The organism is Lactonifactor longoviformis, assembly GCF_042848515.1.
GTDB lineage: Bacteria > Bacillota > Clostridia > Lachnospirales > Lachnospiraceae > Lactonifactor > Lactonifactor longoviformis.
Map to the genome: position 1 here is coordinate 2,974,511 of NZ_AP031453.1, position 13,324 is coordinate 2,987,834.

Sequence of the window (13,324 nt, forward strand, 5' to 3'; positions counted from 1 at the left end):
AATATATCCCTCTTTTCTCTGTATTACAGTACTTTTTCAAATGCCCTCATAAGGGTCAGATTTTCTTCATGGGTTCGGACGGCAATCCGGTAATAGCCCCTGGCCAATCCATAGTAATTGCCGCAGTCCCGGATTAATAACCCCTCCTGCAGGCAGAGTTCCTGAAGGTTTTCAGGTCCCTTGAAAAAGATATAATTAGCCTGGGAGTCGTATACCCGAAGCCCCGCCTCACGCATTTTCTCCTTAAGGAACCCGCGCTCCCTGTGAATCAGTTCTGTGGCTCTGTCCACATATTCTTTTTCTTTTAAAGCAGCGATTCCGGCTGCCTGAGCCAGGGTGGAAACATTCCAGGGCTGGGTGACCTCCTTCATCTTCTCCAACAGGTCCCGGCTGCTGCACAGTCCATAGCCCAGCCGTATTCCTGCCATGGCATACCGTTTTGTAAAGGCTTTCAGGATGAACAGATCCGTCCGTTTTTCCAGGGAAGGCTTTTGGGTATACTTTCCAGGGCTGCATACAAAGTCCAGAAAGCATTCATCCAGCACCAGAAAAACTCCGTGGCTGCGGCAGGCATCCATCACCTGCTCCAGTCTCTCAGGCTCTGTGAGAATCCCTGTGGGATTATTGGGATTGCACAGAAATAAAATATCTATGGTATCGTCTATAGCCTGCAAAAGCGCCTGATCCACGGCAAACCCGTCCTCCTCTCTGCCTGCAGCATGAAGCACCTGGCATCCCACACTTTCCAGAGCCTGCTCGTACTCCGCAAAGGTAGGGGCTGGCAGAAGTGCCCTCTTAGGTTTCAGGGCCAGCACCAGAGAAAAAATCAGATCTGCAGCTCCATTTCCGCAGATGATCCAGTCCGCCGGCACTTCTTCATAGGCGGACAATGCGTCTCTTAGCTTCTGGCACCTTACATCAGGATAATGGTACACCTGCTCCATACTTTCGGTGACCGCCCGCTTTACGCTGTCAGGAGTCCCCAGTGGATTACAGTTTGCCGAAAAATCAATTACGTTTTGATGACGGTACACATCCCCGCCGTGTATATGTTTCTTCATATGTATTCTCCCGGTTCTATACGATTTGAAGTGCAATCTGAAGCATCAGCCGAATCAGTCCGAAAAACAGCACGCCAATTCCCGCACTGGCATAGAGCAGATTGTTGGCATAACGGATATCTTCATACTGAATCTTACGGATGCGGTCCCCAATCGTTGGTTTCTGATAAAGCTTTCCGAAATAATAGGCATCGCCGGCCAGCTGCACCCCAAGTGCACCGGCCATCACGGCCTCTGTCTGGGCAGAATTAGGACTTGCGTGATTCCGCCTGTCTCTTCTGTAAATCCGTGCTGCGTTCCTGCTGTCCATCTTCAGAAAAAAGCTGGCCGCCACCATAAGCCATGCGGATATTCTGGCAGGTACAAAATTGGCGGCATCATCTAATTTTGCAGGCAGTCTTCCAAAGTTGAGATATTTATCGTTTTTATATCCCACCATAGAATCCATAGTGTTAATGGCCTTGTACAGAAACATCAGAGGAGCGCCCCCCAGGGCCATATAAAACAGCGGAGCAATAACTCCGTCCGAGGTATTTTCCGCAATGGTCTCCACAGCTGCCTTTGTCACACCCTCTTCGTCAAGACTCTTGGTATCCCGTCCCACAATCATTGAAACGGCATATCTGGCCCCCTCCAGGTTTCCCGCCTTCAGCTGCTCGTATACCTTCATGCTCTCCGCCTTCAGGGACTTTGCAGCCAGAAGCTGATAACACATAAAGGTTTCCAAAAGTACCCCCAGCCAAGTACGCCAATGGTAGGCAAACCACAGAATTAATCCGGGAATTCCCGCGCTGAACAGGCAGATAATCAGGATAAGAAAGAAACCGCCCGCCCGCTCTCCCCCTGGAGTTTTGGGAAATATGCGCCTGAGTCCTTTTTCCGTCAGTGCAATTCCATTCCCGATAATTCTGACCGGATGGTATAAAAACGGAGGGTCTCCCACGATCAAATCTATAAAAAAGCCCAAAACCAGGGCAAATATTGTCCACTTCAGCATCTTAATAAAGTCCTCTCCTGTATTTATTCTGCAAGCTTTTTCACCACATGCAGTTCCTGTACTCTTTCATTCCATACTACTGCGGAGGTCCTCACCTGGTATCCCCCGCCGTTTCCCACCTGCCAGTCATAGTACCCTTGATGGGGAACGGCATATGCATCCAAAATGCTCATGATAGTCCCTCCGTGAACCACCAAAGCCCCGGAGTGCAGTCCTTCCCTGAGGCAGTATTCCACACAGCGGGAAAATCCTCTTTGACAACGCTCCATGAAGGCTTCCCTGCTCTCGCCACCCGGAAAAGGCAGGGTGCCATTGCTGTCAATCCACTCCTGGTATTTGTCATTTCCCGAGAGTTCTTTGTAGTTTTTGTTTTCAAACTCTCCGAAATCACACTCTGCCAGCTCCTCCAGTGTATGAACTGGGGTATCCGGATAACAGAGTGCCGCAGTCTGCACACACCGCTTCAAAGGGCTGGTAAAAACAGTCTGTACCTGGGGATAATATCTGCGTTTCAGCAGGGCAATCCCGTCTTTTGTAAGGGGTTCATCGGTCCTTTTTCCTATATAGCGCCCCAGGGTATTCCCATAGGTAATGGAGTGACGTACAAGAAATAAATCAAGCATCTTTGATCACCGTTCCAATGCCGCAGACTACCCGGTGTACCGAATCGGCAGACCGGGCAATCCGGGTGCATATCCTTCCTGTGGCCTCCCTGTATTCTCTGTCAAAAGAATCTACAGGCACCACGCCGTACCCCAGCTCGTTTGAAATGATAAGGATCTGAGGATTTTCTTTTTCCAGCCGGCCGGCCAGATTCGTTAAATCTCTATTCTCCCGCAGCATCCGCCTAATCCATTCGTGAAAATGAAAAATTCCACGGCAGCGGAACAATTCTTCGTAAGAACAGACACTGCCGTCAGCCATATCTCTCGCTTCCAGCCCAAATCTGCTGCGCACATACTCCTTTTTTCCCTGGAACATGCCCCCGATAATTAAAATCATACCTGTATCTCCTTTGTTATGCCATTTTTCTCAGCAGAATCTCTCCTGCCACCACACAGAGTGCCATCACCAATTCGCATATCTGAAGGAAAAAGCCCGCCAGATCTCCAGTGATTCCCCCGAACTGCTTCATGGACATACGATAGTAAAAAACGAATGCTGCCATTCCTCCTATGGCCGCACAGGCACCCAGCAGGGGCTGATACAGGCACATAAGGAGAATCGTAAGAAGTCCCCAAGCCACGGTGGTAATGCGAACCGTCTGTTTCTGGGCACCATCCGAAAAAGTTGCCGCCAGACCAGTGTTCTTCGCCATAGGAAATGCCGCAATGGACAGTCCGCTGAAACACCTGGACAGAACAAAACTGAGGCATACCACAGGAAGCCCCTGTAAGGTCAGCTCACTGTAAATGCCGAAATAAAGCAGAAAGTAAGTAATTCCTATTATAATAGCAAAGGCACCTGCATGGGAGTCCTTCAGAATCTCCAGCTTTCTCTCTCTTTCCTGATAGGAGGACAGGGCATCCGAGGTATCCAGAAGTCCGTCCAGATGGATCCCCCCTGTCACTGCCACAGGAATCAGCAGAAGGATTACGGTATAGAAGATATGGCTTTCTGCCAGATTCCTCCCCCAGACGCCCCAAAGCCAGGTAAGCCCTCCGATGACCAGCCCCACAGCGGGGAAAAAGCACATGGTATATCTCATATTCGCCTTCGTCCAGTCACTTTTTGGCATGGGAATCTTTGAGTACATGGCAAAAGCTATTTTAAAACTATTCCAAATCTGTTTCATTTAATTCTCCTTCAGTACGAGAGGGATACCGTATACCACTTCCACTACTCTTGCGGCGACTCTTCCGATTGCCTGATTGATCTCTCCCAGATACTTTTGATATCTTTCTGTCTCTTCCTCATAGGGGATGCCGTCGGAGAAGATCTCATTGGTTACAATGCACAGCTCTTTTGCCTGACGATCCAGGGCAAAGATGCCTTCCAGGACAGCGGGCACCGTATCTTTCCCGGCACCTCCTTCCTGGTACATCTCATTGGCCACCAGGTTCGACATACACTCTAAAAGAACATAAGAATCCTTCGGCACGGTGAGCTCTTTCAGGTTAATGTACCGTTCAATGGTAGTAAAATGCTTTTCCCGGCGCATGTTTCTGTGGCGCTCTATCCTCCTGTGGCTTTCTTCATCAAAGGGATACATGGTAGCGATATAGATTCGCTCTCCCTCGCCAAAGGACAGCAGGGTATCTTCTGCGTATGCTGATTTTCCGCTTCCGCTTCCACCGGTAATTAATGTAATCATACCCTTCTCCTTTTAGCTCAGTGGTTTGTATTCCTCAATCTCTATGTCGCTGAACGTACTCATCCCCTGATAGACCGCAGCCGCCATCTCTAAAACAGGGAATAAAGCTACTGCCCCTGTTCCTTCGCCCAGGCACATATCACAGTGCAGGCAGGGAGACTGGTCCAGCGCCTCCAGAATCATATGGGCCGCAGGCTCTTTGGAGACATGAGAGGAGATCATATAGCCTTTTGCCAGGGGAGCCAGCCGGCAGGCCAGAAGGGCGCTTACCGCTGATATGAATCCGTCAATGACCACAGGGACATGATAGGCTGCCCCTCCCAGGAACATACCTGCAATCCCTGCAATATCAAAGCCTCCCACCTTTGCCAGCACATCAATGGGATCTTCTCTGTCTGGTTTATGAAGGGCAATCGCCTTTTTGATCGTTGCTATCTTCTTTTCCAGTCCGGCGCTTGTCAGTCCGGCCCCTTTGCCTGTGACCGCTTCTGCCGGCTGCCCCAGAAGAACCGCCGCCACTGCACTGCTTGTTGTCGTGTTGCCTATTCCCATCTCGCCGGTGGCAATGATCTTGTAGCCTTTGTCTTTTAGCTCCTTTACCATTGCGATTCCGGTCTCCAGACCCCGGATGGCTTCTTCCCTCGTCATAGCCGGCTCCACAGCCATATTTTTGGTCCCATAGGCGATTTTACGGTTTATGATATTGGTATCCACGGCAACTCCGATGTCTACCGGGAAAATATCGGCTCCGGCATTCTTGCACATAATAGCCGCAGAGGTTTCACAGGTTAAAAAGTTCTCCGCCACAATGGCAGTAACCTCCTGTCCGGTCTGTGTGACCCCCTCTGCCACCACCCCATTGTCCGCGCACATAGGCACAAGGGCTTTCTTTGAAAGATCAATTTCCTGGCTTCCTGTGATTCCGGCAATCTGCACCAGCAGAGATTCCAGCTTACCCAGGCTGTACAAAGGTTTTGCGATACTGTCCCAGCGCTTCCGGCTGATTTTCATAGCTTCCTCGTCGAGCGGACCGATACATTTCAGCGTTTCCTCTAAATTCATTCTCTTTTCCTTCTTTCCCATTGTTAGACGTTTGACTGGCTTTGCGGTGCATAGCGGCTGCACTCCTGCAAAAAAGCCTTCGCAATCTGAGGCTTGCCGTAATAGTACAGATGCGGAAAGCCTGCCAGCATATGTTCTCTTCCATACATACAGTTCCAGCTCCTGCGTCCCACAGGCTTTCTGGCCAGAAAATCTCCCCCGCAGGCAGTGGAGTCGAAATAGTGAAATTCATGGGCCGGAATCTGCTCCAAGGGCTCCCCAAATACGGTTCCTCCCCCGGAAGATACGTAGATATAGCCGAAACGGTTTAATTGCGGCGTACGGTATGCACGCCCCGGAATGATACCCGTCATGCGGTGGGCACATCCCTCCATATCCTCCATAGTTTCATGAAGATACATAAATCCGCCGCACTCCGCGATCACGGGAATCCCGTTTCCAAACTCCCGGCGGATACTCTCCAGCATCCCTGTGTTGGCCGCCAAAGCTTCAGCGTAGAGTTCCGGATAGCCCCCGTATAAGAGAAGTCCCTGAATCCCTTCCGGTAGCCTGCTGTCTTGCAGGGGGGAGAAATAAACAAGCTCCGCTCCCATCTTTTTCAGAAGACGCAGATTATCCTCATAGATAAAGCAAAAGGCCTCATCTCTTGCAACACCAATTTTAACAGGCCTGTCCAGGGTAAATCCATAGTCCGGGGAGAAAGCCTCCGGACTGGAAGCAGAGATATCTTCCGCTGTCTCTGCCAGCGCAAGCAGTGCTTCCATATCAATTGTTTTTTCTAGAATTTCTGCCAGCTGCCCCAGCTTTTCCTGGAGCTGTTCCACCTCATCCGGCAGAACCAGTCCAAGGTGGCGGCTTTCAATGGCACACTCTTTCACATTGGGCACATAGCCCAGTACTTTCACCGGAAGCGTCTCCTCAATCAATTCCTTCACCCTGGGATACAGCATGGAGGACATCTGATTCAAAATAATGCCGCGGATACCGCTGTTTTCTTTAAATTCGAGAAAGCCCTGAATATAAGGAAGTATGGATACGCTCATTCCCTTACAGTTTACAACAAACACCACCGGGGTTTTGGTAACAGCGGCAAGTTCATACGCGCTGGCCTGTGATGTGGTGCCTCCGATTCCGTCATAATACCCCATAACCCCTTCCATCACAGCAATATCCTGTTGCATGCAGTTTATTTCCAGGAGATGTCTGACAATCTCAGGAGGCGTAAAGAACGTATCCAGATTCCGGGATTTGGCCCGTATCACCTTGCTGTGAAACATGGGATCAATATAATCAGGACCGCACTTAAAAGATGCCACCTGCAGTCCACGGTTCTTTAATGCCTTCAGAATCCCGCAGGTCAGGAGGGTTTTCCCGCTGCCGCTTGCTCCTGCCGCTATAAGAAATCTGGGGATTTTCATCCTTCGTCCACCTCTTTTCCTGTACAGGAGATAATAGTAATAGGGTTTTCTCCCATCATCATATGATATCGTCCCACCGTCTTGGATTTGCTGATGGATACAGATACGATATCGACATCAGTCACCGGCAGTTCCTTCATACAGTTTACTGTCTCTGCTACGGTTTCCAGAGCGATGCAGTTCACTACGATCCGGATTTCGGGGTTCTTATTCAGAAGAAGCTGCAGGATCTCTTTCATATTTCCGGAAGAGCCTCCGATAAATGCATGTGTGGGGGGTTCCAGATCCTCCAAAGCCTCCGGCGCCAGACCGGGGATTACTGTAAGATTATCCGCCCCAAACACTTTCTTATTTTCTTCCAAAAGTGCTGCGGCCTCCGGCTTCTTCTCCACGGCATAGACTCTGCCCTCCCGGGCCATAAGCGCCATTTCAATAGAGACGGAGCCTGTCCCGGCGCCTACGTCATAACAGACAGCGTCCTTTTTCAGACGCAGCTTGGACAGTGAAATACTGCGCACCTCTTCTTTTGTCATGGGAACCTTCCCCCTGACAAATGCCCCGTCACTGATTCCATGTGTCACCGGAAGCTCTTTGGCCCCGGGATTTTCTATGTATATTACACTCAGCGGATTCCCCTGGTATCCCAGGAAATCAGCCGGCTTTCCTTTCTGTATCTTTTCCTCCGGATAGGACAGCATTTCTCCCAGGTAAATAGAAACATCTTCCATATGATATTCCATTAATTTTTCAGCCAGGCGGGATACCCCGTCTCCGGTGCCCAGGATAGCAAAAAAGCGGGAATTGCTTCGAATTCCCTGTATGAGGTTATACGCTCTGCCGTGGGCACTTGCAATCTTAACATCCTCCCACGGCTTTTGGATTCTGGACATAAAATATACCAGACTGGAGATTCCGCAGTACAGTTCTACCTGGAATTCTTTCAGCTCTTCCAGAAGCCTTCTGCAGCCGCTGTAAAACCCCACATCTCCTGACAGGACAACCGCGGCGCGCTCATATTCCGGGTGTTCTCTCAGGTACTCCCGAATCCTTTTGGCGTCGTATTCACAATAAACGTCCTGTCCCGGCTGTGCCGCTGCTTTTGCCATACGTCCGGCTCCTATGATTACCTCAGCCTTCCTGCACGCTTCTCTGCCTCCCACAGTCATGGTATTCTCATCCCCCATGCCGATGCCTACCAGGGCGACCTCTGTCTTTCCCGACAGACCGAATTCACCTGCAAGATATCTTTTGCACTCCAGAAGGGACAGGCCCTTTTCCTGAAGAGGCCTGCCGACGATTACCAGCTCACAGCCGCAGGCTTTTGCCGCCTCGCACTTTTCTAAAAACCCTCCGGTACTCCCGGATTCTTTGGTGACCAGATACCTGCAGTCCAGCTGCCGTATCATTGCCTCATTGAGTTCCCTGGAAAACGGTCCCTGCATACAGATCAGATGCTTTCCCTCAAATCCCATCTCTGCACAGGCCGCAGTTACTTTGGGAAGAGAGAGAACCCTGGCATAGACCCTTTCTCTGTAATCCGAAAGACGGGTGAATTTACTGATTTCCTTGCTGCCTGTGGTGACCAGGATCCCCCCCTTTGTATGCTCCAGATAGTCCACGGCCTCCTCAATCGAGTCCACATAGACTGCATGCTCTACAGCTGTGGCGTCTTCCGGGCCGGCGCTCTCTCTGAGCAGACGAACGTAGGGCACCTCAGCCTTTTGGCAGGCGCTCTTAATATTGCGCGTCACCTCAGCAGCGTATGGATGCGTGGCATCGATCACAAATCTGGGAGATTCCTTTTTTATAAGCCCGCACATCTGCTCTTCCTTCAGACGCTCATGGGAAACCCTGACATACTCATTTTGAGGCAGAAGACTCTCACCATACTCTGTGGCCACGCACACATACCCCGAGATATGGTGCCGGCTGACATATTCTGCAATTTTTCTTCCTTCTGTTGTCCCTCCAAAAATAAGAACGTCACACATTCCGGTATCCTCTGGGCGTTACCATTTTTCCGTTAATCGCTTTTGTCTGGGAATTGCCGATGAAAACCGTTGTAAACATATCAACAGGCGTATCCCTCAGTTCTTTTAATGTCATAACCTTAAAAGCTTCTCCGTCTCTCCCGATATTTCCCACAATGCCGCACACGGTATCCTCTGATTTATACTGCATCATAAGGTCACATGCCTTGGCCAGGTAATCGCAGCGCTTTTTGCTGGAGGGATTGTACAGGCAGATCACAAAATCAGCTTTGGAAGCTCCCAGCAGTCTTCCCTCAATCTTTTCCCACGGTGTAAGAAGATCACTTAAGCTAATGAGGCAGAAGTCGTGAATCAGGGGAGCGCCCAGCACAGCCCCTCCCCCTGTGGCAGCCGTCACTCCCGGAATCACAGACAGCTCTACCTCAGGATAGCTGACTCCCACTTCATACATAAGACCCGACATACCGTATACCCCGGCATCTCCGCTGCAGATCATGGAGACCGTTTTTCCTTTTTTTGCTTCCTCGAACGCCATCACACAGCGGTCTACCTCTTTTTTCATTGGTGTTGTCATAAACTCTTTTCCTGGAAAATGTTCTTTTACCAGATCCACATATACGGTATATCCTATGATTACATCGCTTTCTTTCAGGGCATTGGCTGCCTTAATGGTCATCTGCTCATACTCGCCGGGCCCAATGCCCACTACATATAATTTATTCAAATTCCACACTCCATTTCTTCATGGCTAACGCAACCGTTACCCCATTTTCTGCATGTTTTCTTACTATCAGTCTTCCGTCTTCGCTTCCCTTCACCGCACTTCTCTCACAGACATTGTCCAGCCCTGTAATGGATTCTACGAATTCAGATTTGGTAAATTTTCCTTCTACCTGAGCCAATTCCTCTTTGGTGTATGTGATAAAGGGAAGGTTTCTCTCCCGGCAGTACTCCAGGATCCCCGGCTCATCTTTTTTCAGGTCAATGCTGACCACCTGCTCCATGGCAACGGTTGGAATCAGCTGCTCATCACAGGCCTTTCGCACTGCATTTTGTATCTCCTCTTTTACAGTGTCTTTTCTGCAGCCAAGCCCCAGGGTAATGACCCTGGGAACCAAGTACAGAGTATGTACAAACGGATGCTCCAGGTAACTGCTGGTAATCGCAATCCCAAGCTCCGGCCGCTCCTCATCTTCATGGGCTATCTTAAGGCCTTCCGGCAGTTCCCCAATCCAGGGAAAATCACTGTAAAATCCAACTTCCTTTCCTGCTACCAGTGCCGCCGATACATCCTTGGCCAGCCCCATGTCAGAAATATAAAAGCCATTCCTCTTTGCAAATACATCCACCGCAAACTTCTCATTGATATCAGTTGCTGTCGTGATCACAGGTTTTGCGCCTGTGATTCTGCTCACATCCAGCGTAAGCGCATTGGCGCCGCCGATATGCCCTGACAGGAGTGAGATGGCATAATTTCCCTGCTCGTCCACCACAACCACAGCGGGATCCTTTTTCTTATCCTTGACATAAGGCGCAATGGCTCTTACTGCTATCCCGCAGGCCCCGATAAAGATCAGGGCATCAGAATTCTGAAACCGCAGACTGGTCCATGCACCGATGGATTCATCCACTGGTTTGGCAAACTGCTTTACATTGCGTATTGTCTTCGCGTCAATATCCAGCTGGGATTCATCTAAAACCATCTTTGTATACTTACTTTTTGTGTAGGTGGTTACTTCATGCCCTTCCTTTATAAGTCCTGCGTGGAGAGCTTCCCCCAGAGCATAGCCGGACCGGCTGAAGCTGATAACTGCTATCTTCATATTTTCCTCCGCTTATTTGGTATCTGTACCCTGACGGAATTCAGTGGTGAATCCCGGATCATATAATTTGGAACGCTCATAGTGATTATGGGCTACCGCATCGCCGATAATCATTAAAGCTGTTTTCGTAATATGATTTTCTTTTGCTGTCTTATCCAGCGTTCCCACGGTACATACAAAGGCCTTTTCATCTTCCCAGGTCGCCTTGTACACAATGGCCGCAGGCGTATCCTCGGTATACCCGCCCTCAATCAGACGGGCGCTCAGTTCCTTTAACATCCCGGTGCTTAGAAATACGACCATAGTTGCCTGGTGGGCGGCAAATGACTCAATGCTCTCTTTTGGAGGTACAGGCGTCCTTCCCGCCATCCTGGTGATGATGACGCTCTGAGACACATCCGGCAGCGTATACTCCAGATTCAGGGCAGAGGCTGCCCCGCAGAAGGAACTCACTCCCGGGCAGGAGTCATATGCAATATTCTCCTCATCCAGCACATCCATCTGCTCCCGGATGGCGCCATAGAGACAGGGATCTCCTGTGTGCAGGCGCACAGTGGTTTTTCCTTCTTTTTCCCCGCTGCGCATCACATCCAGGACCTCTTCCAGAGTCATCCTGGCACTGTTGTATACCCTGCATCCTTCTTTGGCATACTCCAGCAGCTGTGGATTTACCAGCGAACCGGCATAGATAATTACATCCGCTTCCTCTAAATATTTCTTTCCTCTTACAGTAATCAAATCCGGGGCACCAGAGCCCGCTCCAACAAAATGTATCATATCTTCTCCTTTGTATGTTTATTCTTTAATAATAGTCAGGGAATAATATCCTGCATTCTCAGGAATCTCTTCAATGGTATGGTATATTTTTTCATTTTCCATCCCGCAGTTTTCTATCATCACTCCCTGTGCTCCCATGGACAGAAGCTGCTCCTTGACCTCTCCCAGCTTTTTCCCGGCCTTCATAAGTACCTTCGTGCCCGGAAGCTTCAGCGCTTCTTCAATCTGATAAGAGGCAGGTATCACATGGAGGGGTTCTGCCTTTTCCACCAGCCCCATATTCATTCTGGCAGCAACGGCGCAAAAGGAGGTGATTCCGCTGACAATCTCTACCTCATAGCCCCAGCTTTGAATCTTCTTGTGCACATAGAGATAGGTGGAATACACGGTGGGATCTCCCAGGGTCAAAAAGGCAACCTGCTTTCCTTCCTGCAGAATCGCTTCAATGCTTCTGGCACCGTTTTCATGATTTTCCTCCAGCTGCCTGGGATCCTTTGTCATGGGCATAGGTACGGGAAGCAGCTCTTTTAGAGCGATCTCTGGCCAGGCCCCCTTCACAATCTGGTAGGCCACACTTTCCTCCGCCGCCGTACCCGGTACCGCTATCACATCACACTCTTTCACCAGCCGCAGCGCTTTTAAAGTAAGCAGCTCCGGGTCTCCCGGTCCAACCCCAATTCCATAAAGCTTTCCTTGCATCATAATATCTCCTTTGTCTATGTAATATTTTGTTGTTCTCTCAGTTTATCCAGCAAATCCGGAACACGGGATGTACTTCCCAGATACCCATATGTGTTAGAAAACAGAATTGCCCCTGTCTCCAGCTGTCCGTAAGCTCTGTGATTCAAGTAGTATTCCACTCTCTCCAGAACCTCCTCCATGGTCTTTTCCACAAGGCCTTCCCTCTGCAGAATCCCAAGGGCTTCGTCTGTAGTTCCTGTCTGCAATAACTCTTTTGCCATCTCAAGGGAAGCGCCCGCCCGTACCGCATTTGCCGCCATGATCTCGGCCCTTCCGTCCGCAGACCGGGAATGGGTATTCATTATGCCGGCTGCCACTTTAATAAATTTGCCGATATGAGAAATAAAAAGAATTCCCTTTGCTTCCATGCCAATAGCCATATCAATGGTTTCCCCAACATAATTGCTGCACTTGATATTCTGGGAGAAGTCCAGTTCCATATGTTCCTTCAGGTAGGCGGCGCCGTAATTGCCGGGAGTCACCAGAAGATACCTTCCCCCGTTTTCAACCCGCATGCGCATCTCAATCTCTATGCTTTTAATCAGCGCCGCCTCACTCATTGGTTCCACAATTCCTGAAGTGCCTAAGATGGAGATCCCTCCCTGGATTCCAAGTCTTGGGTTAAACGTCCGTTTTCCAATCTTCTCTCCTTCCGGTGTCCAGATCGTCACCTTCAGGCCGCCCTCGTAGTTTTCTTCCTCTATCACCTGTTCCACTTCCCTGGCAATCATACGCCTGGGCACCCGGTTAATGGCGGCAGCTCCCACGGGCTGTTCCAGCCCTTTCCTGGTAATCCTTCCCACACCGATGCCCCCGTCAATGACAACCCCGGGTTCTCTGCGTTTTTCCACAGTTGCATAAATATGCATCCCGTCTGTGGCATCAGGATCATCCCCCGCATACTTCTGCACGCAGCATTCTGCCTTTTCTTTATTCCAGCGGATATCCATAAGAAGCAGATGCAGAAGGATTCCTTTTGGCGTCATCAGATCCGCTTCCTCCACCTGTTCCTGAGACAAAAGCATCCTGGCCGCCCCCTTTGCCGCAGCGGCGGCACAGGACCCTGTCGTATAACCATACCGCATTTTCTTGTTATTCTTCACGATATAGAAGTCTTCCAAACCATTTTTATGTTCCATA

14 protein-coding genes are annotated in these 13,324 nt (G+C 49.9%); all 14 read right to left on the reverse strand.

Going from position 1 to position 13,324, the window contains the following annotated elements; all coding sequences use genetic code 11:
• Nucleotides 1-23 precede the first annotated feature (23 nt).
• From cobD to cbiD, 14 genes are read right to left on the reverse strand one after another with little or no spacing between them, the layout of a single operon-like run.
• Complete coding sequence (gene cobD, locus ACGHCT_RS13760; RefSeq protein WP_390436344.1) at nucleotides 24-1,061, reverse strand: threonine-phosphate decarboxylase CobD; 1,038 nt, start codon at nucleotides 1,059-1,061, stop codon at nucleotides 24-26.
• 16 nt (nucleotides 1,062-1,077) lie between these two features.
• Entirely contained in the window at nucleotides 1,078-2,058 is a 981-nt protein-coding gene (gene cbiB / locus ACGHCT_RS13765) for an adenosylcobinamide-phosphate synthase CbiB (RefSeq protein WP_072853514.1), read from the reverse strand.
• 23 nt (nucleotides 2,059-2,081) lie between these two features.
• Entirely contained in the window at nucleotides 2,082-2,681 is a 600-nt protein-coding gene (locus ACGHCT_RS13770) for a histidine phosphatase family protein (protein ID WP_390436346.1), read from the reverse strand.
• A complete protein-coding gene (locus ACGHCT_RS13775) occupies nucleotides 2,674-3,060 on the reverse strand; it encodes a bifunctional adenosylcobinamide kinase/adenosylcobinamide-phosphate guanylyltransferase (RefSeq protein ID WP_072853510.1) in 387 nt (128 codons plus the stop codon). The genes ACGHCT_RS13770 and ACGHCT_RS13775 overlap by 8 nt, the downstream gene beginning before the upstream one ends.
• A 16-nt stretch (nucleotides 3,061-3,076) precedes the next feature.
• Entirely contained in the window at nucleotides 3,077-3,853 is a 777-nt protein-coding gene (locus ACGHCT_RS13780) for an adenosylcobinamide-GDP ribazoletransferase (protein ID WP_390436348.1), read from the reverse strand.
• On the reverse strand, nucleotides 3,854-4,372 hold the full coding sequence (locus ACGHCT_RS13785; RefSeq protein WP_390436350.1) for a bifunctional adenosylcobinamide kinase/adenosylcobinamide-phosphate guanylyltransferase: 519 nt from the start codon (nucleotides 4,370-4,372) through the stop codon (nucleotides 3,854-3,856).
• A 12-nt stretch (nucleotides 4,373-4,384) separates the two neighbouring features.
• The gene (gene cobT / locus ACGHCT_RS13790; protein WP_072853503.1) at nucleotides 4,385-5,434 is read right to left on the reverse strand and encodes a nicotinate-nucleotide--dimethylbenzimidazole phosphoribosyltransferase; all 1,050 of its coding nucleotides are present in this window, start codon (nucleotides 5,432-5,434) and stop codon (nucleotides 4,385-4,387) included.
• Between the two features lie 23 nt (nucleotides 5,435-5,457).
• Nucleotides 5,458-6,852: a cobyrinate a,c-diamide synthase gene (locus tag ACGHCT_RS13795; RefSeq protein WP_390436353.1), complete on the reverse strand. Its 1,395-nt coding sequence runs from the start codon at nucleotides 6,850-6,852 to the stop codon at nucleotides 5,458-5,460.
• Nucleotides 6,849-8,843, reverse strand: coding sequence for a precorrin-6A reductase (gene cobK, locus ACGHCT_RS13800; RefSeq protein WP_390436355.1), 1,995 nt, complete (start codon nucleotides 8,841-8,843; stop codon nucleotides 6,849-6,851). Before cobK ends, ACGHCT_RS13795 begins: the two co-directional genes overlap by 4 nt.
• Nucleotides 8,836-9,567 (reverse strand): precorrin-3B C(17)-methyltransferase, encoded by a 732-nt coding sequence (gene cobJ / locus ACGHCT_RS13805; RefSeq protein ID WP_390436357.1) that lies wholly within the window; start codon nucleotides 9,565-9,567, stop codon nucleotides 8,836-8,838. Before cobJ ends, cobK begins: the two co-directional genes overlap by 8 nt.
• The gene (locus ACGHCT_RS13810; protein ID WP_390436359.1) at nucleotides 9,560-10,666 is read right to left on the reverse strand and encodes a cobalt-precorrin 5A hydrolase; all 1,107 of its coding nucleotides are present in this window, start codon (nucleotides 10,664-10,666) and stop codon (nucleotides 9,560-9,562) included. The genes cobJ and ACGHCT_RS13810 overlap by 8 nt, the downstream gene beginning before the upstream one ends.
• Nucleotides 10,667-10,678: 12 nt before the next feature.
• Nucleotides 10,679-11,443: a precorrin-4 C(11)-methyltransferase gene (gene cobM, locus ACGHCT_RS13815; RefSeq protein ID WP_154259829.1), complete on the reverse strand. Its 765-nt coding sequence runs from the start codon at nucleotides 11,441-11,443 to the stop codon at nucleotides 10,679-10,681.
• 18 nt (nucleotides 11,444-11,461) lie between these two features.
• Entirely contained in the window at nucleotides 11,462-12,142 is a 681-nt protein-coding gene (gene cobI, locus ACGHCT_RS13820; protein ID WP_072853490.1) for a precorrin-2 C(20)-methyltransferase, read from the reverse strand.
• 17 nt (nucleotides 12,143-12,159) lie between these two features.
• A complete protein-coding gene (cbiD, locus tag ACGHCT_RS13825) occupies nucleotides 12,160-13,323 on the reverse strand; it encodes a cobalt-precorrin-5B (C(1))-methyltransferase CbiD (RefSeq protein ID WP_390436361.1) in 1,164 nt (387 codons plus the stop codon).
• Nucleotide 13,324 lies beyond the last annotated feature (1 nt).